Annotated in this window: 26 protein-coding genes and 1 pseudogene; 8 read left to right on the forward strand and 19 right to left on the reverse strand. The window is 57.3% G+C overall.

Going from position 1 to position 21,403, the window contains the following annotated elements:
• Positions 1-358 precede the first annotated feature (358 nt).
• Together LPJGGPFB_RS25200 and LPJGGPFB_RS25205 are read left to right on the forward strand one after the other, a co-directional pair.
• Complete coding sequence (locus tag LPJGGPFB_RS25200; RefSeq protein WP_173422664.1) at positions 359-1,120, forward strand: winged helix-turn-helix transcriptional regulator; 762 nt, start codon at positions 359-361, stop codon at positions 1,118-1,120.
• The gene (locus LPJGGPFB_RS25205; RefSeq protein ID WP_173422665.1) at positions 1,120-2,478 is read left to right on the forward strand and encodes an amidohydrolase family protein; all 1,359 of its coding nucleotides are present in this window, start codon (positions 1,120-1,122) and stop codon (positions 2,476-2,478) included. The genes LPJGGPFB_RS25200 and LPJGGPFB_RS25205 overlap by 1 nt, the downstream gene beginning before the upstream one ends.
• A 10-nt stretch (positions 2,479-2,488) precedes the next feature.
• Here the strand turns inward: LPJGGPFB_RS25205 and LPJGGPFB_RS25210 are convergent, their stop codons facing one another.
• The 3 genes from LPJGGPFB_RS25210 to LPJGGPFB_RS25220 all read right to left on the reverse strand — a co-directional run bounded on the left by LPJGGPFB_RS25210 (position 2,489) and on the right by LPJGGPFB_RS25220 (position 5,484).
• Positions 2,489-3,823, reverse strand: a complete 1,335-nt coding sequence (locus tag LPJGGPFB_RS25210; protein WP_173422666.1) for an MmgE/PrpD family protein — start codon at positions 3,821-3,823, stop codon at positions 2,489-2,491.
• Between the two features lie 29 nt (positions 3,824-3,852).
• Positions 3,853-4,920 (reverse strand): ornithine cyclodeaminase, encoded by a 1,068-nt coding sequence (locus LPJGGPFB_RS25215; protein ID WP_173422667.1) that lies wholly within the window; start codon positions 4,918-4,920, stop codon positions 3,853-3,855.
• Between the two features lie 165 nt (positions 4,921-5,085).
• Positions 5,086-5,484: a helix-turn-helix domain-containing protein gene (locus LPJGGPFB_RS25220; RefSeq protein ID WP_173422668.1), complete on the reverse strand. Its 399-nt coding sequence runs from the start codon at positions 5,482-5,484 to the stop codon at positions 5,086-5,088.
• A 130-nt stretch (positions 5,485-5,614) separates the two neighbouring features.
• Here LPJGGPFB_RS25220 and LPJGGPFB_RS25225 point away from each other — a divergent pair, with 130 nt between their 5' ends.
• Entirely contained in the window at positions 5,615-5,851 is a 237-nt protein-coding gene (locus LPJGGPFB_RS25225) for a helix-turn-helix domain-containing protein (RefSeq protein WP_173422669.1), read from the forward strand.
• 15 nt (positions 5,852-5,866) lie between these two features.
• On the opposite strand, the gene LPJGGPFB_RS25230 is transcribed toward LPJGGPFB_RS25225, so the two are convergent.
• The 10 genes from LPJGGPFB_RS25230 to LPJGGPFB_RS25275 all read right to left on the reverse strand — a co-directional run bounded on the left by LPJGGPFB_RS25230 (position 5,867) and on the right by LPJGGPFB_RS25275 (position 13,538).
• Positions 5,867-6,712, reverse strand: coding sequence for a carbon-nitrogen hydrolase family protein (locus LPJGGPFB_RS25230; RefSeq protein ID WP_173422670.1), 846 nt, complete (start codon positions 6,710-6,712; stop codon positions 5,867-5,869).
• Positions 6,709-7,362 carry an RraA family protein gene (locus tag LPJGGPFB_RS25235; RefSeq protein WP_173422671.1) on the reverse strand — a complete coding sequence of 218 codons (654 nt, stop codon included), beginning with the start codon at positions 7,360-7,362 and terminating at the stop codon, positions 6,709-6,711. Before LPJGGPFB_RS25235 ends, LPJGGPFB_RS25230 begins: the two co-directional genes overlap by 4 nt.
• A gap of 37 nt (positions 7,363-7,399) precedes the next feature.
• On the reverse strand, positions 7,400-8,266 hold the full coding sequence (locus LPJGGPFB_RS25240) for a TauD/TfdA dioxygenase family protein (protein WP_173422672.1): 867 nt from the start codon (positions 8,264-8,266) through the stop codon (positions 7,400-7,402).
• 111 nt (positions 8,267-8,377) lie between these two features.
• Positions 8,378-9,460, reverse strand: a complete 1,083-nt coding sequence (locus LPJGGPFB_RS25245; protein WP_173422673.1) for an ABC transporter ATP-binding protein — start codon at positions 9,458-9,460, stop codon at positions 8,378-8,380.
• A complete protein-coding gene (locus tag LPJGGPFB_RS25250; RefSeq protein WP_173422674.1) occupies positions 9,457-10,260 on the reverse strand; it encodes an ABC transporter permease in 804 nt (267 codons plus the stop codon). The genes LPJGGPFB_RS25245 and LPJGGPFB_RS25250 overlap by 4 nt, the downstream gene beginning before the upstream one ends.
• On the reverse strand, positions 10,260-11,159 hold the full coding sequence (locus tag LPJGGPFB_RS25255) for an ABC transporter permease (RefSeq protein WP_173422675.1): 900 nt from the start codon (positions 11,157-11,159) through the stop codon (positions 10,260-10,262). Before LPJGGPFB_RS25255 ends, LPJGGPFB_RS25250 begins: the two co-directional genes overlap by 1 nt.
• 13 nt (positions 11,160-11,172) lie before the next feature.
• Positions 11,173-12,219: an ABC transporter substrate-binding protein gene (locus tag LPJGGPFB_RS25260; protein ID WP_427858408.1), complete on the reverse strand. Its 1,047-nt coding sequence runs from the start codon at positions 12,217-12,219 to the stop codon at positions 11,173-11,175.
• A 512-nt stretch (positions 12,220-12,731) separates the two neighbouring features.
• Positions 12,732-12,935 carry a hypothetical protein gene (locus LPJGGPFB_RS25265; RefSeq protein ID WP_173422676.1) on the reverse strand — a complete coding sequence of 68 codons (204 nt, stop codon included), beginning with the start codon at positions 12,933-12,935 and terminating at the stop codon, positions 12,732-12,734.
• A 45-nt stretch (positions 12,936-12,980) separates the two neighbouring features.
• Complete coding sequence (locus LPJGGPFB_RS25270; RefSeq protein WP_173422677.1) at positions 12,981-13,244, reverse strand: hypothetical protein; 264 nt, start codon at positions 13,242-13,244, stop codon at positions 12,981-12,983.
• 3 nt (positions 13,245-13,247) lie between these two features.
• Positions 13,248-13,538, reverse strand: a complete 291-nt coding sequence (locus tag LPJGGPFB_RS25275) for a DUF1236 domain-containing protein (protein ID WP_173422678.1) — start codon at positions 13,536-13,538, stop codon at positions 13,248-13,250.
• Positions 13,539-13,737: 199 nt separating this feature from the next.
• Between LPJGGPFB_RS25275 and LPJGGPFB_RS25280 the strand changes: the two genes are divergently transcribed.
• From LPJGGPFB_RS25280 to LPJGGPFB_RS25290, 3 genes are all read left to right on the forward strand, one after another.
• On the forward strand, positions 13,738-14,397 hold the full coding sequence (locus tag LPJGGPFB_RS25280) for a hypothetical protein (protein WP_173422679.1): 660 nt from the start codon (positions 13,738-13,740) through the stop codon (positions 14,395-14,397).
• A 435-nt stretch (positions 14,398-14,832) separates the two neighbouring features.
• Entirely contained in the window at positions 14,833-15,237 is a 405-nt protein-coding gene (locus LPJGGPFB_RS25285; RefSeq protein ID WP_173422680.1) for a response regulator, read from the forward strand.
• A 76-nt stretch (positions 15,238-15,313) separates the two neighbouring features.
• Positions 15,314-16,327, forward strand: coding sequence for a L,D-transpeptidase family protein (locus LPJGGPFB_RS25290; RefSeq protein ID WP_427858410.1), 1,014 nt, complete (start codon positions 15,314-15,316; stop codon positions 16,325-16,327).
• Positions 16,328-17,357: 1,030 nt separating this feature from the next.
• Here the strand turns inward: LPJGGPFB_RS25290 and LPJGGPFB_RS25295 are convergent.
• The 5 genes and pseudogenes from LPJGGPFB_RS25295 to LPJGGPFB_RS25315 all read right to left on the reverse strand — a co-directional run bounded on the left by LPJGGPFB_RS25295 (position 17,358) and on the right by LPJGGPFB_RS25315 (position 19,453).
• Entirely contained in the window at positions 17,358-17,528 is a 171-nt protein-coding gene (locus LPJGGPFB_RS25295) for a hypothetical protein (RefSeq protein WP_173422681.1), read from the reverse strand.
• Positions 17,529-17,806: 278 nt separating this feature from the next.
• Positions 17,807-18,001 carry a hypothetical protein gene (locus LPJGGPFB_RS25300; RefSeq protein ID WP_173422682.1) on the reverse strand — a complete coding sequence of 65 codons (195 nt, stop codon included), beginning with the start codon at positions 17,999-18,001 and terminating at the stop codon, positions 17,807-17,809.
• A 131-nt stretch (positions 18,002-18,132) separates the two neighbouring features.
• Positions 18,133-18,327: pseudogene (locus tag LPJGGPFB_RS25305) on the reverse strand (hypothetical protein); the annotation flags it as partial.
• A 43-nt stretch (positions 18,328-18,370) separates the two neighbouring features.
• Positions 18,371-18,622 carry a DUF6894 family protein gene (locus LPJGGPFB_RS25310; protein WP_173422684.1) on the reverse strand — a complete coding sequence of 84 codons (252 nt, stop codon included), beginning with the start codon at positions 18,620-18,622 and terminating at the stop codon, positions 18,371-18,373.
• A 531-nt stretch (positions 18,623-19,153) separates the two neighbouring features.
• Positions 19,154-19,453, reverse strand: a complete 300-nt coding sequence (locus LPJGGPFB_RS25315) for a hypothetical protein (protein ID WP_173422685.1) — start codon at positions 19,451-19,453, stop codon at positions 19,154-19,156.
• Positions 19,454-19,652: 199 nt separating this feature from the next.
• On the opposite strand from LPJGGPFB_RS25315, the gene LPJGGPFB_RS25320 reads away from it, so the two are divergent.
• Positions 19,653-20,309, forward strand: a complete 657-nt coding sequence (locus LPJGGPFB_RS25320; protein ID WP_173422686.1) for a DUF6766 family protein — start codon at positions 19,653-19,655, stop codon at positions 20,307-20,309.
• Positions 20,310-20,749: 440 nt separating this feature from the next.
• Positions 20,750-20,878 (forward strand): hypothetical protein, encoded by a 129-nt coding sequence (locus tag LPJGGPFB_RS33525; RefSeq protein WP_282438154.1) that lies wholly within the window; start codon positions 20,750-20,752, stop codon positions 20,876-20,878.
• 76 nt (positions 20,879-20,954) lie between these two features.
• Here LPJGGPFB_RS33525 and LPJGGPFB_RS25325 read toward each other — a convergent pair whose 3' ends face one another.
• Positions 20,955-21,209, reverse strand: a complete 255-nt coding sequence (locus LPJGGPFB_RS25325; RefSeq protein ID WP_173422687.1) for a hypothetical protein — start codon at positions 21,207-21,209, stop codon at positions 20,955-20,957.
• Between the last annotated feature and the right edge of the window lie 194 nt (positions 21,210-21,403).

Raw genomic sequence — 21,403 nt, forward strand, 5'->3', positions numbered from 1 at the left:
CAAGTCAAACAGGACCGCGGCTTGGCGGCTCGGCCGTCATCATCGTTGGCTTTCAAAGCAGCAGCTGTTTTTTCAGTGCGCTCGCACAAATGAGCGGTGAGATGCCGTTGATCGGCCATGAACGCTAGCCTCCGCAGTGGGTTCCCACCAGCTTGCGCAGACGCACCCGACAAGGCCATTTCTTGCGTAACTGCATTCATATGGCAAGGCAATCAATCGAGGCACCATTTTGCGTGTCAGAGCTGCGGCGCAACAAATCTTAACGCCTCGGCCGCCCATTCAGGGTTGAGGATGTGACTTTCGCATGTAAAGTTTGATGCTTGAGACTGTCGCTACCAAACGCCAGGAATGCGATCTGATGACGGTCGCCGAATGCACCTTCAAACGCTTGATCGTGATCAGTTCGTGTGATGCCGAGTTCTGTTTGTCGCACCAGCATATTCTCGCCGCCGCCGGTCATGATACGGAACTGAGTACGCGAATTGAGGACATCATGACGATCGCAAGCCAACGCAGCGTGGGCGGCGTGCTGCTTGATGCCCGCACTGTTGCGACCGCAAAACTGTGCGAAGAGCTGAAGGGCTCCGACGAGACCCGCGACGCAAAGGTGATCGGATTGCTGAGTACGCGGGCGGCCGCCGAGTACCCGGCGTTCCTCAAGGCCGGCATCGACGTGGCTTTCGTCCGGCCGGTCGAACCCGCGCGATATCTCAGGGCTTTTCGTCGATTGCTCGGACTGCCATCTGGCACCGACCAGACGTCCGTCCAGACCGGTGTCGAAGGGTTGACGATTGATCGAGAGCGCCACCAGGTGTCGTTTGAAGGTTGTCCATTTCACATCGGCCTGATCGAGTTCCGCATTCTTCTCAATCTCGCGTGTGAGCCGGGCAAGGTGCTCTCGCGCAAGCAATTGATCGCCAGCGCCTGGCCAAGTGGCATCTTTGTCGATGCACGCACGGTCAATGTTCACATTGCCAGGCTCAGAAGAAGCCTGCTCACCATGACGGGCGTGGACCCGATCCGTACGGTCAGAGGCGTCGGATATGCCATTGCGGTCGAAGACCAGCAGGGTGACGGCGCCTTCGCGCGTCCTCAACTGGGCAAAAGGGGGGAACACTAGTGGAAACTCAGCCCATATTCATCGCGAATGCGAGCCTGATCACGGGAGATGGGGTCACCTTCATCGAAAGGGCCGCCATCCGGCTTGACGGCAACAAGATCACCGACGTCTCCTACGCCGGCAATCTTTCTCCCAACGCAGACGACCTGGTGCTCGATGCCGCAGGTACCACGATTATCCCCGGTATCATCAACGCGCATGCCCATGGCTGTATTTCGGGGCCCTCGATGCCCTCGGGCTCGCCTCCGCTTCATTCTTTCGAAGTCGCCTATCAGCGCAATCGCCACCTGACGTCAGGGACCACCACGCTTTTGAACGTATGCGGGCTTGCATGTCCAGAAGAGATTGCCGGCAAGGACGACAAACCTCATGCAATCGACATCTACGTTTCGACCGCTCACACGCCAATGAATGTCGCAGCCGCGTTGCAGGTCGATGGAAGGGGACTTTTCGACCGTCACCTCAACACAACGGTCGACGAAATGATAGCACGCGGAGCCAAGGCACTCGGTGAAGCAGGCGGCGGCCAAACCCTGGGCGGGGGCGCCCAGGATTACCGGTTCCTGCCACAAGCGATCGAGGCAGCCTGCGGCATTTGCGTCCATCCGAATGTCGCGCGCGCCTTCAAGGATGCTGTTGTTGGCAGGCGCCTCGACGGAATGGGGACAATTGATGACGATGAGCTCGATCAGCTTATCGGCAGCTTTGCGCTTAACCAGCACCTCACCGCCCGCACCCTCCGCAAGATAGTGGTCGACACGGTCGTGCCTCCCGTGCGCCTTGCCCTTGTGGGCATTGAAGAGATCGCCGCGCAATCCCACCGCTTGAGGTTGCCGGCGATTTTCCACAACGCCGCGCCCACGGCGGATTTGCTGGTGAGGCTTGCAGAAAGATACCCGCGGGCAAGGATGATCGCAGGGCATTCCAACCATCCGATGTTTTCGGCTGACGAAGCCGTTCACGCCGCTCGTTTGCTGCGTGATAGGGGCGTCACGATCGACGTGTCGACGCTTGATTGTATCGTGACGCGCTGGCGAAACGAACCCGGAAACCTCGACGCCCTGGTCGAAGAGGGCGTCATCGATACCCTCTCGACCGACTTTGCGGGCGGGGACTGGGATAGCATTCTTGCAGCGATCCATCGCATGATCGTCAAAGGGCAGATGGTGCCGGCGCGCGCCGTTGCACTCGCCACCGGCAACGTCGCTCGCGCCTTTCCGGAGTTTGCACACGATCGCGGACTTCTCGAGAAAGGTAAACGAGCCGATCTCGCCATTTGCGACGCGCACAACCTTTCGCGGGTTCGCCATGTCATCGCCAACGGCCGCTTCGTGGTGGAAAACGCGGTAATCCTCTAAAGACCAGATTCTACTGGAGAGCCGCCAACAGTCCTGAGCCGCCATCTGCGTCAAAGTCAAGGACACCATCTATGATCGCGCGTTGGCGTTCATACGGCAGTTGGCGACCTGTCACTTTCATGAATTTGTCCTCGATGGCATCGAACGACATCGGCCGTTGTGGATCCCCGAGAGGTCCGCGAATAGCCGAGCTTGATCGACCGCCGGTGTGGTCAACAGTGACGCGCGCCAACGTTTCGCTGGGGAACAGCCCGTCGATATCGCTGTTGATAGTGACTTTCACTTTTTCCGCTAAGGTGGAGAGGTCCTCGCGACCAAGAAGCTCCGCCTCAATCGGGGCGAGGGCCCCACGCCCCTCCAATACGGCGATCGCCATGCAATAGGGCAGGCTGTACTGGATATCGACGATCGTTAAAGGACGTGTCTTGTTCCCAAGCTTCAAAGCCCAAGAGAAGGTTTCAACCTCGATCCCGGCTATGGAGCACTCGTCAATCTGGTGCTCCTCGACCAAGTCAAAATACGCGTCGAGCGCAGCGTGGATGTAGCGACAGCAGGCGTAGCGTTTGAAGTATGTACCAGAAAGATGGGAGTGCCGGCCGAGCCCCGATAAAATCGCGTCGCGGTCATAGTAATCGGGATGATCGAACACGTCCTGTGGACCCGTATAGCCGTTGGCACCAAGATAGTGCGCATTCAGCCCGAGAAGACAACTCCAAGCAATTCCCTCCTTCACATCATTGCCGGTCATCCGTGAATAGCCCGAACTTCCGTTGGCCAACTGATTGGGCGCCAGGACGGCGGAGATCGTGAGGGAGCGAGCGATCTCATCGGCATTGCTCCTGAACAGCCGACCTGTAGCCGCCGCCGCGGCGACGGCTGCCCAGCGCCCCGTCTGACGGGTTCTGATTGTCGCTGGCATTTGGGCACTGGCAACCCGAACACCGACATCATAGCCAACCGAGATTGCAGAATAGACATCGGCGGCGCTAGCATTGCAGGTGGGCAGAAGTGTCAAGACCGTCGGGATGACACAAGCTCCGGCGTGGCCACGTGCGAGCCGGTTGCCATCATCAAGATCAAGCGCGCAGGCAGCTGAGGCATTGGCTATCAACGCTCCGCCAGCAGACACAGACATTCCAGTCGCCCAGATAGAAGCGTTTCCTGGTCCGTAGATGTTCGAAACCGTACGCCTGACGGCAGCGGGACCTGGCAGGTTTCGACCGGCGATCGCCGTCCCGACCAGATCAAGCATACATTTCAGCGCCATTTCCCGATCAACGACTGAACTTGGTTCACGAGACAACCGAGCAATATGCTGTCCAAGAATTTCAGCAATGAAGGGCATCGCGCGCTCCGTAATTCTCTCCCGGGTCGTCAGGCAATCTGCGCGCGATCCTGAAGGGCTCGGCAATATTTTTTCCAGGTCATTTCCGCGACGTAGAGATCAAGCATTGGCAAGCCCACGCATGTGATGCAGACCGGACCTGGCTGAAAGCTGGAAAACTGCGTCCCCGATGACAACTCACCTACGCCCAGCAGCGGTCCGATCGTCTCGAGGCTCAGTCCCTTTGAAGAAAAATAGAGTGGGAGGCTCTGTGAGTTGCGCCGCGACACCGTGGCGATATCGTCACAGACAACGACCCCCGATCGAAGGACGCGTTGTAGATAGGCAATCGGCGCCTCGTTCCCGCCGAGATGCAGGGTAACTGCATCTGGAGCGAGCTCGTGATCTTTGAAAACCGGGTAGCGCGAGTTCGAGGCGGTTACGACGAGCGCACACTCGCAAAGTCGCTGGTTATCATCGACTGCGATGAGCGAGACTGGCCCAGCTGGCACTGTCTCTTCCACAAACCGAACTGCGCTTTCGAGCGTCCGGCTGCGGACATAAATTCTTTCCAACTGACCTGCGCCCGTCAACGATAGGCAGTCGACCACACTCCTTGCGACCGGACCCGCTCCGAACAGAAAGAGCGAGAACGTAGCTTGATGCTGCAGGAAGAGCTGCGTCACCACACTAGCGTAGGTGCCGGTCCGCATGGCGGAGATCGCCGTCCCGTCGAGGATGGCGACTGGACGCAAAGTGGGTTTGTCGAGAAGCACGTACGTTGAGGTAGAGCGCGGGTACCCACGACGGCGATTGAAAGCATTTGCGCCAATGATCTTGACCCCGCCAAAGCGGGGGTTCGCGCTGAACAGCGACGAAAGCTTCCAGCCAAGACGCTCGTCGCGAAAGTCGTCCTTGAACCTGGTGAATTCAGGCATTGCCCAGAACTCGTCTTCCGGCAGGCTGAGTACGGCTTTCCCTCCGATTGCATGCCCTTGCCTGATATCATGCCATGCAGCCTCGACCGCGTCGTGGGTTTCGCGGATCGTCAGTTCCGCACCAAGCGCACGCATTTCATCAATTGATACGACATTCACGCTGTCAGCTTGCTGTTCCATCCCATTCTCCCGGGCTCGAGTTTGACCGGGTCGAGCTTACGCAATCGCTGATAAGTACGATGCGAAGTTTCGGATAAGCTTCTGGCTGTCTCATTGCATGAGCATCAAGAAACGATGACGGATAGGCGTGCGGACAAAGGCGATTTGCCGCTCCAAACCTGCGGGCTATCGCTCACGATCGTTGCCTGCCGCCAAAATCAGCGCAAGAACACAACGCCGCAGGCGAGGGTCACGAATTCTTTGAAATGCGGTATTCAACGCCATGCCCTCGGTCGTGCCTAGGAAGGCATAGAGTTCTGTCTCACCTGCAACGGATTGTGGGGCGTCGGCCGCTTGCCCGCCCTCATAAAAGAAGGCCGCGGAAACCCCAAGAGCGCCGGCCATCGTGCTCAGGCGCCCGGCGCCGATCCGTATCTGGCCGGTCTCGTATTTTTGGATGAGCTGGCAGGAGACGCTAAGCTTTGCGGCAAGCTCCTGCTGAAGCATTCCCATGGCCTTTCGGCGACGGCGCAGTCGCCGGCCGATCTCCAGGTCCGTGGATGTCGCTTTACGCACGTTCCGCATCAGATGTTTTCTTCTTCGCCTCGTCGATCAGCTTTCGGGAACTTGCCAATCGACGTCTAAGTGCGCTCGAACATTCATTTACATATTATAGTTGATAAACTCAAAGTTTCGGGACTGCCATCAGTGGCGCATGGACATGCGCAGGTTGGTCGGTCGGAATTTTGCGCGCCTGCGTCTGGAAAAAGGGATGACGCAGGAAGAAATCGCTGCGTCGGCGAATATCAGCCAGCAGTATGTCAGCGGGCTGGAACGCGGCCAACGCAACCCGACCGTCGTCTCGCTGTACAAGATCGCACAGGCCCTTGGTGTCAGTCACATGGAACTCGTACGGCCGCAGGCCAGTGACGAAACTCCTGACCGGCGATAGCACTGCCTCCCATGCTCAACAGGAAATCAGCTTGATGTTGCTGACGTCAACTCTGTGGGCAGTCATGGGAATGAGGCCGGAGACCGCAACAAGTCGCTCCCGCTCAAGTTCGGCGGTGAGCACGCAAATCTCATCGCCGCCGCGTGCAATAAGCGCCCCCCACGGATCGCAGACGAGCGAGTGTCCGTACATGAAGCGCCGTTCGCCTCCGGGCGCCTCATAGGAGCCGCATTGACCGCAGGCGACGAAATAGGCCTGGAATTCGATCGCGCGAGCACGGCAAAGGACCTCCCAATGATCCTGGCCGGTCTGTCGTGTAAAGGCGGCGGGCAGGATGAAGATGTCGACGCGCTCGGACGAAAGCCGGTCAAACAACCGCGAGAAGCGTAGGTCGTAGCAAATGCAGCACGCGACGCGAAAACCGTCGATCTCGTAAATCAAAAGATGGTCGCCAGGCGCCACCGTCTCCGACTCGCAGTAACGTTTTCCATCTGGCGCAATAATGTCGAACAGGTGGATCTTGCGATATGTGCCCACCTCGATGCCGTGCCGATCGAAGACAACCGTCGTATTGAAGATACGATCGTCGGCCTGAGACACTTCGAGCATGCTTCCGGCATGAATGGCAACGCGGTGCTTTTTGGCAAACTGCTGAACCATGACGTACGCCTCGCCTCCAGGCACGAGATCCGCTGCCTCGCGCTTCTGCTCACGGGTTCCGCCAGTCCAGTCGAAATGTTCCGGCAGCACGATGAGGTCAGGGCGATCGTTCACCACTGCCTGCAACATCAGCCGCTTTGCCTCATTCAGGTTGAAAGCACGGTCGGGCTGGGAACTCATCTGGATCAAAGAGACCTTCATCTTCCTGCCTCCGGATTGAATTCAAAGACCGATCGACCTGCGGCCAGGTGCGTGCGCAGTTTCGCAGAGCGTCGCTGACGTTCGATGCCGAGGCGGCAGAGTGTTTCCATTCGCTCGGCCGGCGCAGCAAACACGCCTTCATCGTCGGCGAGGACGGCAAAGCCCGGAAGTATCGCTGCACGCCCGCAGGCAATCGGTTCGTTGACGGAGCCGCCGATCTGGAAAACGCGGTTGGTCGTCTTGGCCGAGTGGCCTCGGCACCAGACGGGCAGGCCAACAGCAACAATCTCGGCCACATCGGTACAAGGTCCGTCGATGACGATCCCAGCGCCGCCCTTCGCCTTGACCGCGGTCGCCACCCCGCCACCCACACAGGCAATATCGTCACCGTCGACACGGGAAATCACAAGAATGTCGCCGGGCCCGAGAACGTCGACGGCCTTGTAGATGATGGTTCCGTCGCGGCCCGGGGCCGCGACGGTGACGGCGGAGCCGGCCACCTTTCCAGGAAAGACCGGGCGAACGTCACTCGAAACGAACCCCGTATGTTCGACGTGGCCGATCGTCGCCGTCTCAGTCAGCATCATGAGACCGATCAGTTCGGTGCTGAGGGACGGGCATCGGTCTTCGGTCCGATAGAACTGCATCATACTTCGGTTTCTCCGCCTGACTTGTTCTTGGATTGGTTCAGACCGGGCGTTCGCCCGAGGTCGTCGTGCGATGCATGATGCGGATCGTGACGGGATCGAAACCATCACGGCGATGCATCGTGCAGCGATTGTCCCACATCATGATGTCACCGACCTCCCATTGCTGAACGAACACCTGGTTGGAATTGGTCGTGTGATCCCACAGCTCCGAGAGAAGTGCTTCGCTTTCGTCGAGCGGCATGCCGACGATCCAGGCACCCTCGCATGTGCCGCCAAGGTAAAGCGCCTTGCGTCCGGTTTCGCCGTGCCGGCGCACCAGCGGATGTACGATCCCACTCCACTCCCTGAAATCCCGGCTCGACGGCGTCGCTTTTCCAAGGCGCAGTTTTCCGGTCTTGTCGTAAACGTTCTGGAAGAAGATCTGTCGACCGTCGACCGCCGTCTTCAAGGCGTCAGGCAGGGTTTCATAGGCGATATAGCTGGACAGGAAGTAGGTATCGCCACCTTCCTCCGGTACGGCCACCGCACGCAGGATCGCGCCAGCCGGCGGACGCTCATAAAACCAGGTGTCCGTGTGCCAGGTTGCCTCGCTGTTGCCCATGGCGCCGCTCGGCTTTCCGTCCTTCATCGCATTGCTGATGACCAGGATCTCCTTGTGGGTCGGATGTCCGCCCTCCTGAAGCTGCTTGGGATGGATCACGAACTCGCCGAAATGCCTGGAGAAGGCGACCTGTTGCTCATCGCTCATTGTCGTGTTCTTGAAGCGCAGAACACCGTACTGCAGCCAGTAATGTCTCACCTGTGCAATGTCGTCTGCCGTATAGTCGTCGAAGTTGAAACCTTCGATGTCGGCGCAGACATTGCTGTCGTGTTGGATGGCATGAAGCCGTTGTTTATCAAGCATTCTCATCTCCTTTACGGTGACCTTCTGGAGGTCCCTCCAATCCTAGGTTGGGCGCCAGGGCGTGTTCCAATATCGAGTGCGCCGGATTGATTGCCTGGCGCTATCGATCCCTCATTCCGCAAGCGTCTGGATGTCGGCAGCATCGATGCCAAGCGCCACGGTCTCGCCGACGGCGGGCGCAACAGTAGAGCGTGACGATCGGACAAGGATATGCAGGTGGAGCTCCTCGCTCAGTTGCGCGAGGACCTCGAGACTGCCGCCGAGATTGATCACCCTGCGCACAACCGCATTGATCCGGTTAGATTTATCTTCACCAGACGCGGTAACTGCGCCAAGCGAGACGCTCTCCGGCCGAATGGAGCAGTATCTGATCGGTCTATCGTCATCGGGCGCCCGGGCAATGAGACGAACATCGTTCCCCACGACGATTTCCGCAGTCTTCCCGTTCGGCTTGACGTCACTCACGGCAAGAATGTTGGACTTACCGATGAAATCGGCGACAAAGCGTGATTTCGGATCTCGATAGATCTGGGCGGGTGTGCCCTCCTGGGCAATTGAACCCTGGCTCATGACGACGATGCGATCAGACATTGCCATCGCCTCTTCCTGATCATGCGTGACATAGACGAACGTCATCCCGAGCTGCTCGTGAATTTCCTTCAGTTCGATACGCATGGCCTCGCGCAGCTTGAGGTCGAGATTGGATAGTGGTTCATCGAGCAGAAGGACGGATGGACGAGGCGCGATCGCACGGGCAAGAGCGACGCGCTGCTGTTGCCCACCGGAGAGCTCTCTTGGGTAACGCTCGCCATAGCCCTCAAGATGCACGCTTCGCAGAGCATCCTTGACGGTTAGAGCAATCTCATTGCTCCCCGCGCCTTTCATCTTCAGACCGAAGGCAACATTTTCATTGACGGTCATATGAGGGAAAAGGGCGTAATTCTGAAACACCAGACCGATATTGCGTCGTTCAGGTGGCACGCGGATCTGGCTTCGTCCTCGCACACGGATATCGCCGCAAGAGGGCGCGTTGAACCCTGCGATCATGTTCAGGGTTGTTGTCTTTCCGCAGCCAGAGGGACCAAGAATACTGACGAATTCGCCTTGAGGAACGGCCAGGTTGATGTCCTTCACCACGGACATGTTGGCAAAGGTTTTGCTGACGGAAACAAGTTCGATGTCGAGGAGGTTCATTTGCTGCCACCATGGATTTGTGCAGAGAAGCCGCCGATCTTCTCAAAGAGGAAGATGACGACGAGGATGAAGGCCATCGAGGCGACGTTGACAGCCGCCATGACCGGGTCGAGGCTGTATTCGAGGTAGTTGATAACCGTGATTGGAAGCGTCGAGTCGCCGGGGCGCACCAGGAAGACCGACAGCGGGATATTGTTGAACGAGATAATGAAAGCGAAGGTCACGCCGGACAGAACGCCTGGTTTGATCATCGGCAATAGCACGTGGCGTATGCGTTGCAGCTTGCCTGCACCCAGAATTTGCGCTGCCCGGTCGAGATTGGCATCGAAGTTGGCAAGCGAGGTCGCGACCATGCGGGTGACGAATGGAAGGGCCAGGACGACGTGGGCCGCGATCAGCGCGGGTGTTCCAAGAAAGCCCTGAAACCCGATCATCGACAGGAAGAGGACGATCGCCACCCCCTTGACGATCTGCGGTACAGACAAGGGAGAAAGCAGGTAGGACATCAGCACGTCGCTTCCCGGCAACCGCTCATAGACAATGCAGTATGCAGCCAAGAGACCAAGTACACCGCTTGTTGCCGCAACAACGGTTGCAATCTTCAAGCTTGTCAGGAACGGGTCCAGCCATCGGTTCGACAGAAGATCTCCGTACCAGCGGAACGTCCACTCAAAGGGCTGGAAGGTAACGGTCGCCGTCGGGCTGAACGAGGCGGCCACCACGACGAGGAGCGGCAGGGTGATAAAGGCGAGCACAGCCGCAAGCGAAAGCCAGAACAGGATCGATATAACTCTGGTCATCAGTTGTCTCCCTTGGCGCCCGCGGTCCGCAACCGGCGCCGGCTTTCGTAGCGGACGCCTGCAAACGAGATCGCAAGCATCATCACGAGAAGCGATATCGCCATCACGGACGCGAACGGCCAGTTGATGTAGAAAAGGACCTGCTCGTAGATCATCGTCGCCAGAACCTTGAAGCCGGCACCGCCCAGAAGGGCAGGGGTCGCGTAGGCGCTGGCCGCCATCGTGAAGGCGATCAGCATCGAACTGACGATGCCCGGCACCGAGAGCGGCAGGACGATGAAGCGAATGACCGAAAGCCGCGAGGCGCCTAGCATCTGCGCGGCCCGCTCGAGGTTTGGATCGATGCCCTGGATGCTGGTCATCAGGGACAGGATGCCAAAGGGCAAGACCACATGCGTGAGACCGACCACCACCGCAAACAGGTTCTTCGACAGCGGTAAGGGCGACGCGATCAGCCCCAGATACAGCAGCACGTCGTTGATGAAGCCGCGGTCTTCCAGGATGATCAGCCAGCCATAGGTTCTAAGGACGACACCTGCCAGTTCGGGAGAGAGGGCAAGCGCGAATACGACGGCACGCCAGCGTGTCCGAGACCGCGCCAGGAAATAGGCGACGGGATAACCAAGCGCCGTGACACACACTGCAACCAGCAGCGACATGATCGCTGTGCGACAGAACCCCGCAAGCGATAGGCCGTCGGTCAGAAAGCGATGATAATTGTCGAGAGTAGGTGAAAGCGTCTGCGGGTCGGCAAAGCTCATCCCGATCATTATGCCCATAGGAAGTGCAAAGAAGATCGCAAGCACGACAAGTGAAGGCGAAAGGGCAAGATAGGAAAACCATCCGGTAAAGCGTCGGCGCGTGCGCGGCGGCGAACTGTCGAGGGCAAGGCTGCTCATCAATCCGCACCTTTCAGTTGGCATGGGGAACGACGTCGCGCTCCCAGCGCTCGGCCCACTCGGGAAGCTTTGCCTGCAGGAGCATCAGGTCGGGCAGGTGCAGACTTTTGTCACCAGCCACACTTTGCACCTGGCGCCTTTGAAGCTCGGCTGGCACGTCGATATCTGTACGCGCGCTTCCAACTCGGTAACCGGTGACCCAGCCTTCCTGGCTCGACTTCTCCAGGAAAAAATCGATGAACTTGACGGCCGCGTCCTTGTTTGCCGCGCCGACCGGGATGTTGAGGGTGGCGATGAGGGGGATTGTCCCCTCCCTCGGCCTGATGTAGTCGACCGGTACGCCTTCATCGACCAGGAGCTGCGCGCGCCCGTTCCAGAAAGGCATCGCCCAGACGGATCCATCCCGCACATAGCTTTCAAGGATCGCCGACGATTGCTCGAAGCCGACAGACTGGGCCGAAACTTTTGCCATGGCATCGAAGCCCGGATCGATGTTGTCGATAAGATCACCGCCATTGCTGAGCGACATCATCTCCAGCAGGTAGACCGCCATGATGTTCTGGAACGTCGGCAGAATGATCTTGCCCGTCAGCTGCGGGTCGAGCAGGTCAGCCCAGGATACCGGGGCTGAGGTGAGTTTGTCCGTCCGGTAGAGCAATGAAAGATATTGAACTTCGTGCACCGCGCCGCATGGTCCGGCAGCGGAAGACAGACCTGGCGAGAGCGAAGCGAGGTTGGGGATCTCCGCGACTGCGAGTTTTTCAAGCAATCCATCCTTACATCCCTGAAGTGACTGAGATGCGGTCATGACCGCGACATCGAAGCCCGGCCTGCCGTTTGTCGCCTTGATCTTAGCGTAGTCCTGCTGAGCGGATCCGACAGCATCATAGACGACGTCGATGCCGTGGCGTTCTTCGAAGGGCTTGATGATCCGCTCCTGGATGATCGCCTCGTAAGGCCCGCCGTAACTGTTGAGGACCAGCGTTTCGGCGCCGGCGACATTGGCCTGCGTGACGAAAGCCGCTGACAGGATCAATGCAAAGCATCGCTTTGTTCCCACGGTTCTTCTCCCATTGGTGTTTTATCCACGGCAATGGTGCGGGGTGGGCAAGCGGGGGTCTAATACGCATTGGCTAGGATTATTGTCCTGTCACGATCAATATGATGCCCGGCCAAAGACGGGATAGGCAGCAATTCCCTGAGGGAGGCCGACCGGAAGGACCCTGCCGAAATCATTGCGGCTGCCTTCCTCGAATAAAGATCGATAATGGTGGCAGCATACCATCGAAATATTGGCGCAAGCGTGCGACCCGCGTTGTCCGTTTTCATAGCGCGCAGGCCTGAGCGCTTCCATGAACACGAACGAGCTCACCGACGGTTTGTCCACAGACCGCAATTACGCATTTGATCAAGGCGCCATGGCCCCATGTCAGAGCCTGTCCGAAGATATCCACGTTCAAGGACATCTCCATGGTATCTGTCGCCGGCGGCTAAACGGAGAGAAGGTCTCCAATCGAAAAGGGCCGCCCGAGTTGAACAATCCGTAAGTTGGCCTGGCTCGGTGGGTCGACTTTAACGGTTGGTTTCTTCGAATTCCTCGTTGCGTGTTGCGGCAATGCTTTTTGCGCGCGAACTGAGCCAGGACGTATCTACGGCAAGCAAGCTGCGCGTGTCGCTCGAGCGCACGAATTCTGCTGAGCCGAGAATCACGACGGCGGCGGTGACGAATAGCCAGCCGCATTTCAGCTTCATGCCGCAATAAAAGCTGTATACCACCTCGACGTTCCATTGCTTTGGGCGCGACGATCACCGAGCAAGTCCTTACGACAGCTGGGAGAGGTCAAGCGAACTCTCCGAGGAGCTGTCCGCAGGATCGGGATCTTCCGCGTATTCGCGCCCTAGTCTCTCGATAATCGTCCCGGCTGCTTGTAGGATCGCACGTTGATCCCAGCCTGCCATGCCGGCCTTGTCGCACAAGGCGCGAAGGTGAGCATCGAGGGCTGCCTGACACTCCACATCATAGTCCGGATCAGCGGCCTGCCGGGTTGGCGCAGGGACATCGAGCCCAAGGGTTCCGGAGCTCATGGGCTACTCCAGCACCTCGATGACGGCGTGAGTGCGCGGATCGATGATCACTCGCCGTTCGTTAACAATCGCATAGCTGTAATCCTGCTCGGGAACCGGGTAAAGCTTAACGGTATCCGGCAACCGCTGCCCTACAACCACTTCGCCTTCATATACAACGGAGGGTGCCTGTTGCTGAAGCACGTAGGTGCGGACCTCACCCGGGAGCACGACAGTTGTCGTCGACTGAGCGAAAGCTGGTACCGCGAGCGGAATGGAAAGCGCCAGCGCTGTAGCTGTCAAGAAAATGCGCATGAGGATGGTCTCCTGGTTTCACGATGCCTGACAAACCGCCTGAACGCTGATTGGTTCCGATCGACTTACCGCTTTGGCTCTCGGATTTCGGAACAATAAAATCGGGTCATCGTTTGAAACCGCACCTCCTTTTGGCAAAGGTAGATCGGAGCTTTTTATGTTTAACAACGCTCGAGACCCAGACAGACGCACGTGTACCATGACTGCGTTCTTTGATAGCCGCTCGCTTGCAGAAGCAGTCGTCGAGCGATTGCGAGAACTGGAGCTTGGATCCGCTAGTGTCCAACTGGTGATGGGGTCTGGCTCTCAACAGGATATTGAGGCAATCACACCGTTCTGGTCGGCGCTGGAGAATTTCTTCTTTCCAGCCGAGGACCGCAAGATCTACGCCGAAGGGCTCAACCGCGGCGGATATCTGGTGGCGGTAGCAGGGATTGGCGGCGACGAGTATGCCGCTGTCCGCGAGATCCTCGATGATGACGGTGCAATCAATCTCGATGAGAGGGTCGATGTCTGGTTTGACGAAGGTTGGTCGGGAATGAGTCCAGGTGACCGCGACCCGCTCCTTGCGCATGGGAGCGCTCTGCAGGCTATTGCGCCCTCATCAGCCGCTCCAGCCGCCGAGCAAATGTACAGGGACCATTCCCGCAGCAGCAACCGACTTAGGGCCTATTCAGGCCGACAGACGCCTGTGCCGATGGGTAACGATTTGACACCCTCGGATGTGAGGACACAATCAGAGGCGGCCGGGCAGGCGGGTGCCCCTCTCCCCACCGTATCAACGCCAACCGAACACGAGGTGCAGTCTGCGGACGAAGCCCAATTAGGACTGTGGGAGGAGCCCGGCACCAAACAATAGAAAGCGATGTTCAGGCGCCGCCAACTGCACTGTCTCCCCGAAACGATGAGAAGACGAGCTCAGTCATCATCCTGATACGATACGCGGGGCGGAGATCAACACCGAACTGGAGCACCAAACCCTGTGTGATCCTACGGTGGCCAACTGGATGCGACCTGGAAGACGGATATGGACCACAAGTTCCTTCATTTTATCTGGCGTGAGACCGGCCTTGAGAAAATAGCTGAACAGCGAAGCTTCGGGGGTTCGGCACGCATTTGATCGAACGGGACATACCGCGCGAGTTCGCGGGATCAGTAGAGCAAGATTTCCTGCCCGATGGGCTTTGTCTGAAAATGGTGCTGCCACTTTGAGCAGATTTGGCATCTCGAAAGCGACCGGAAGGTAACCTCTCCCGGCTTCTGGCTGATCGAAAGGAGGGGAGAAGGAGGTTAAATGACTGGTCCGCGTTCTGCGGCGCGTTCACTCGAGCGACGACGGATCTTGCTTGTGGAAGATCAGTATCTCTTGGCGGAGGAATTAAAGCGGACGCTTGAGAACGCCGGTGCCACCGTCATAGGACCCGCCGGAAGCGCTAGCGATGCCCTTGGAATGATTGTTTCTGAAAATCCTGAAGCGGCGATTTTGGACGTCAACCTCAACAACGAGATAGTGTTCCCCGTTGCAGATAAGCTGACAGAAACTGGCGTCCCGTTCATTTTCACAACCGGTTACAATCAATCGATCATCCCACAGCGCTTCGACGCTATCCCGCGCTGCGAAAAACCGATCGATGATGTAGCGGTCCTTCAACTGCTGAGCGGCCTCTGCCAGGCGAGGAGCAGGCCTGAAGCATTTTAACCCCAGCCGTGAAATATCACGCGAAGGTGTTGACGGGACCTGCACGTAGTCGACAGCTCGTGTGGAACAAATCTGCATGTTGTTTCTTGTAGCCAACATGAACAACACAATCATGTCTACTGTCATCGTCATGGCGACGTTCACCTGCGCTCCTGTTCACGCAGAAGAAATGGCTGATATGGTCAACACCACGGCGCTTTTGGAGATTTTGACAGCCAAGCCAAAACCCTTTCATTCTAGGCAATCCGAGGCGCCCGATCCCGCCATCATCCGTCTTCAAGTGCTTCTCGATCGCGCGGGTGCGTCGCCAGGCGTCATCGACGGCCATGCCGGCGATAACGTCCAGAAGGCGATTACCGCATTTGAGGCGATGCAGGGGCTGCCTGTCGACGGCGATCTGGACCGCGAAACCATTGCGCGTCTCGAGACGAGGGAACCAATTATCATTACCTATGTCGTTTCGGATGCCGACCTGGAGAATTTGACAGAAAGCATTCCGCACGACTTCGCTAAAATGGCGAGAATGGACCACCTGGGGTTCACAAGTGTCGCAGAACGGCTTTCCGAACGGTTCCATATGGACATAGACCTGTTTCACGCGCTCAATCCGCACGCGACCTTGGCCGTTGGCGGAAAAGTACGCGTGACAGGCACCGGGTCCCCAAAGACGGGACAGGTCGCCCGCATCGAGGTTGACAGTCGAAGGGGGCAAGCCCGCGCCTTCGAGGCGGACGGTCTATTGATCGCTGCCTATCCTGCCACGATCGGCAGCGAAGAGACGCCTGCGCCCACGGGCAACCATAAGGTAAAGGGAGTGGCGCACTTACCTGACTACACCTACAACCCCAAGGTAAACTTCCAACAGGGAAAGAATGCCGACGTTCTGACGCTGCCAAGCGGCCCTAACAATCCGGTTGGCACGGTCTGGATCGACCTTACGAAACCAACCTACGGCATTCACGGGACACCCGAACCTTCGTTGATCGACAAGGTCGGCTCTCACGGATGCGTACGATTGACAAACTGGGATGCAGAGGAACTCGCCTCGATGGTGAAGCCAGGTGTCGCTGTTATATTCGTGCATGAATGACGGCAGACGCGCTCACCCTAGCCCCCGAATTTGCTCACTTTTTTTAACTATCGCTTATAGCGCACGAAGAACGACCACGGAGGATTTCCATGCGGAAGGATGGTGAGGAACGTTCCCACGATGATTTCGAGGGCGTCCTTTTGCGAGAGAGCAATCAGCCGGGCGGCGGCGGCATATCTACCTTTCGACCGACCTTCGCGGGGCCTGCTAGTCAACGGCTCATCACGCGGTGAGCACACCTGACCGGACGCAATATCCAAGACATATCGCATGGTGGTAATGGCCCCGGCAATGCTCGCTGAAACGCCCGGTCTTGGGGTCGATTTTCATCGTCTTCAGTCGCATTACTTGCGAGTATGGTAGGCACATATGCTGCGCGCCACGACGCCGCTTGCACACGACGAGAGGCGGTCCTCACCACTCGATCAGGCAAGCAGGTGGCGGCGGGCGCGCAGTTGGATCAACTCGATCGAAATATCATCGACGCGCCTGATATCGAAAACTAGACAGCATGCGCGACGTCGGGTCATCCCAAGAAGATGGCCTCTCCTGCGAGAGGCCATCCTGCACTCGATTCGGAGAGATCAATCATCGGAACCGATTTGCGCGTGCATAGGTAAAACTGGGCTGGCCGATTTTGGTTCCACTCGCAAGCCAAACTCGCACTTATCCTCGGCCTGCGGTTTCTGAAGGATTCGGAAGCGGCCGTGTGCAGCCCGTGTTTCGGTGTCTGCGAATTCCACGTGCTCGCGATACACCTTCCCCATAGGGTGCGCATTAAGCGTCATTGACGGTAACCAGAAAGACATTCTCATCATCAAAGGCGATGCCGTGCACGCCGGGGCGCCTTGCCACCGTTGTTATCAGCTTCGACATCCCCGTTTCCATCCTTGAGCATGATGACATCACCGATGGACCGTCGGGTCGCGTTGATAATACCGCTCCTGGAAGCGGCAAGCATCCTTGGATTGAGCACCTTGGCAAAACGTCTACCTTGAAGCCCTGTGGTGCCGTGATCATCCCAACCAGTTCATTTGTTATCATCAATGACCATTCTTTCAGGTTCGATCACAGGCCCTTGGATCACGACATCGGAAAACTTTGCGGCAGTGCCCTTCAGTTGTGCCACGCTGCCCGAGGGAAAGAGAGCGAGGAGCAGGATTGCGGCACCAGACTGGCAGGAAAGGAATCGCTTCGACATCTGCGTTCCTCCGGTTGAACCGGGCAACAAGCCTTCGGGACCGATAGATGTTCTCTGTCACATTCTCTGGAAGCTTCGTCTACCCGCGTAAGCCCGCCGACGCGAACAGAAACTGGTGTCCGAATTTCCTAAAGACCAGAAAACCGGACGGTTCGCGGGGGGCTAACGCGGGTGGGACAATGAACCGTCCGGCTCACTTGCTATCGTCAAACCTTTGCGTGAGACATATGTTCCGCCGACGGCAAGAAATTATCGGCGGGACTAGGCGATAAGCGTAATTAATGGATGCTTGTAAGCCCGATGGTCGGACCAAGCTCCTCTGCTGTCAGCTCGCTAATAGCGACCAAAACTTCGTGCGGAGCGTAAGCTGATTTCAAGGCGTTCGCTATCAACTCTCGCAGTTCGTCCTCCACCATGTCCCGGCAGTCAGCCAGGCGGTCAGGGTTGATAAAGAGAGTGCCGACCGTTTCCATTTAAGTTCCTCTAGTCGTGCGCCCGCTCCTTGTCGACGAAAGACAACGCGGTGTTCTTTCTTCCAACGTCCGCAGCCATCGGATGTTCCCGGATGGCGCTGAGAAGGCAATCAATTCTTCAGCTTACTGGATTGCTTGACCTTCTCAGCCTCGGCGGCATCGGTCCTGCCACTTGGAACCGAACTGATGGTGACTGACACCGGATCGGAGGCCGGAAACGTATCTTCCAATCCTTTTTCCAGTTTTCCTTTTTGCTTTTTGCTGTCTTGTTCGGCGCGCTCCTTGCGCAAGGATTGTACGGCCGGCGATTTTTTTGGGTCCCGCATGATGCTTCTCCTATTTATTCGTTCCCGCTCCCCAAACCCAAAGTCATGGGGTAGCAGTGTTGCCGTGGAAAATTGTCTTGAGCACCAGCCTCATCTCCACCAGCAAGATATGATCCTCATTTAACACCTGAACTCCGATCATCGAAACCGGATCCTGGGGCAATCCGTCTGCAGCCATCTCTGCAAGCGCCACCTTCGCTTCGCGCAGAGCAGCTTCCTCATCGTCGAATTCGAAACCCCGGTCTTCGGCGCTGAAGCCTTCCTGATCGGTGGTGCGGAAGTAGAAGATGGGCATGGTCGGTCCTTCAAATGATGGGACGAGGTTAGCTATAGGGTAGCAACTGGAATAATTTGATGATGTGCATGCTGGAGTAACCTGTCTGCAGCACATAGGTTCCAAAGCCAAGGAAATCCAAAATTGACAGGATTGCGATGGTGATTGATCGCTGAGATGGTGTAGTGACGAGACGCCGAGCTACGGCTTGACAACCGGACAGTGCGCTGGAGCCTTGCCTGAGGCAAATCCATTGTGACGGCGAATGACGGGACTGCCTTCGTAAACACGCACTCAGGTTTTGCGCAACAGGGCGTCTTATGATTGGCCAAAAGGTCCAGCCAGTTCATGACCCTTTGGAACGATCGGCTGTCGATCTTCCCAGTTCTGGTCTGCGGCTGAGCTAGCCCAAATGACGCTTGCCACTGAAAAACGCGAATGCCGAACCACTTCCCTGCCGCCACTGCTAGCAGTCGCAGATCTCACTTGAAGCGGATCCGCACGGACTTGGTATTTCCCGTCCCCCACCAAGGCAGTTTCCAACACGATCCATCATCCGCGTGGCTCCTCACTACCGGCAGGCGGTGGGCTTGGCTCGCATATCAGGGGCTCCCCAGCATCCAGGTTACCATTGCTCAAGGCGTCATAGGCGTTCAGGCTTCCTCCGCCATCCCTGGTGCCGAAGGCGGTCAAGTGGACCATCGCCGCTTTGGCGCGCTCGATCATTTTTTCATCATCACACGGTCGCGCGTCATCACGCAGAGCGACATCTACATATTCGCCACCCTCACCAGTGAATCGAACCGTTGCCAGCCCCGCCTGGCGGGTAACTGTCGTGCCAATATGCTGCATTTTTGAAGACCTCCTATTTCGGCAGTTCATGAAAGCAACGAGGCATCATCAAACAACACTTCCAAGCGTTCGATGTTCCCGATCCCTGTAACTGGGGCTTTCTCGCGACCCGGAACAAATTTTGGGGTCTCGAGGTTCGATCCTTTGCGTTGCCAACGGGACGCTGCATGAACTCAAAGGTTCGAAAGGATTATGAGGAATGAACTGGCGTGATCACGGGTTAACCATCGTCCTCCTGCTTGCAACGGGCGTGACGGTCGCAGGTATGGTTCTGTCGGGGTTCTCCGTTCACAACACCGAACTCGCGCAACATAGTACCGAACCATTATCTTTTCCCGCCTATCTCGCCAGCGGACATTTTCTCTCGGCGCTCTTTGAAAACTGGGAAAGTGAGTTCCTGCAAATGTCGGCCTATGTCGTGTTGACCGCCTTCTTGTTCCAAAGGGGCTCTGCCGAATCGCGAGATCCTGACCAAGAGAAAGAAGCAGACCTCGTAGCGAGCCCGAGCCATATCGCTTTACCACACAGTCCAGAGAGGAAAGGAGGCATGCTGAAAACCATCTATGCCTATTCGCTTGGTTTGGCTCTGATGGGCCTCTTCATTCTCAGTTTCGTCCTCCACCTCAAATTCAGCCAAGCCGCCCACAATGTGGAAGCCGCCACTCACGGAAACGAAGGGGTCAGCCTCGTGGCGCACATTGCAAGCGCGGAATTCTGGTTCGAGTCGTTTCAAAACTGGCAATCGGAATTTCTTTCGACTGCAGTGCTTGTCGTGCTCTCGATTTTTCTGCGCTTCAGAGGCTCGCCGGAATCAAAATCGGTCGAGGCGCCGAACTCGGAGACCGGGTCGTCGTAAAGTTCTGCATAAGCGATCGTCATTGATGATGGGGCGATCGCCAGATCACCCATTGAACTCTGGTTCAGGGGGCTTTCGGGTTCGGCGATTGAGTTCCCGGTCGTTCTTTCCTGCAGTCAGGGGCGCATTGGTTGCTTCATCCTGGCAGGTAGTGACGCGTGGTTTTGCACTCGCGATACGGCACGGTCAGCGGAACAATGTTCTTTCGTCATGGCTTTCTCCTCCTTCGTGTTATCCTGACCAACCTTGGCCGCTGGATGTGTGTTTGCGTCGGCATGCGACGACTATTCAACGAACAGACCCTGTGGAGGTGGAGTAGATGACACGCTTACAAACGTGGAAGATATCGCCAACCGCCCCCCGAACTCGGCTGATTTCACAGCCAGGAATCCTCGACAAACGGACCGTTCGTCTCGGATCGCGATCGGGAGAGAATGGAGATGGGCACCGACCTGATGGTAGTTGATATCGGGATCGGATTTTGTTGGATGATGCGATTTGCACCGGCGCTGACGCTGCGTATGAAGCGGCGCATCGCTCCCTTGGAGATCGCTTCGTCACCCAATTGACGCTTCTATCGACCTCGGTCTTAAAACACCTCTGGAGGCGACGTGGGGCGGGAAATCCCGCCCCACGTCTCACAGGCTACATAGCATCCATGCCCTTGACGGCATTGCCCAGGTGCGACTTGCATTTTTCCAGGTCATTCGCGGACATGGCATCCTTCGCCATCGTGAGCTCTTTTGACGCTTCGATCTTCTTTGCACCGTCGGAGATTTGCCCGATCTGCTGTTCAGTCTTCGTCATCGTCGCAGCATCACAGACCAGATCGGTCTGCGCCAGGGCGGGAGCGGCCAGAGCTGCGGCGAAGGTCAAGGCGGTCAGGGTTCTCAGAAACATCTTCGTTCTCCTTTCAAACGGCCCAAGTGCCGTTATTGACACGCACAAAACCGCGCTGGAGTGCTTCCGTTCCCGGAAAAACCGGCTTTAGCAGTTGGAACCTCGGGGTTGCTGCCGCGTGAGGCGACGCATCACTTGATCACTGGTGCCTACCTGGTGGGGGCGATATTCGATCTTGATCAAAAGCAAGCACA

Origin of the sequence: Ensifer adhaerens, assembly GCF_013283195.1 — a bacterium.
GTDB lineage: Bacteria > Pseudomonadota > Alphaproteobacteria > Rhizobiales > Rhizobiaceae > Ensifer > Ensifer adhaerens_G.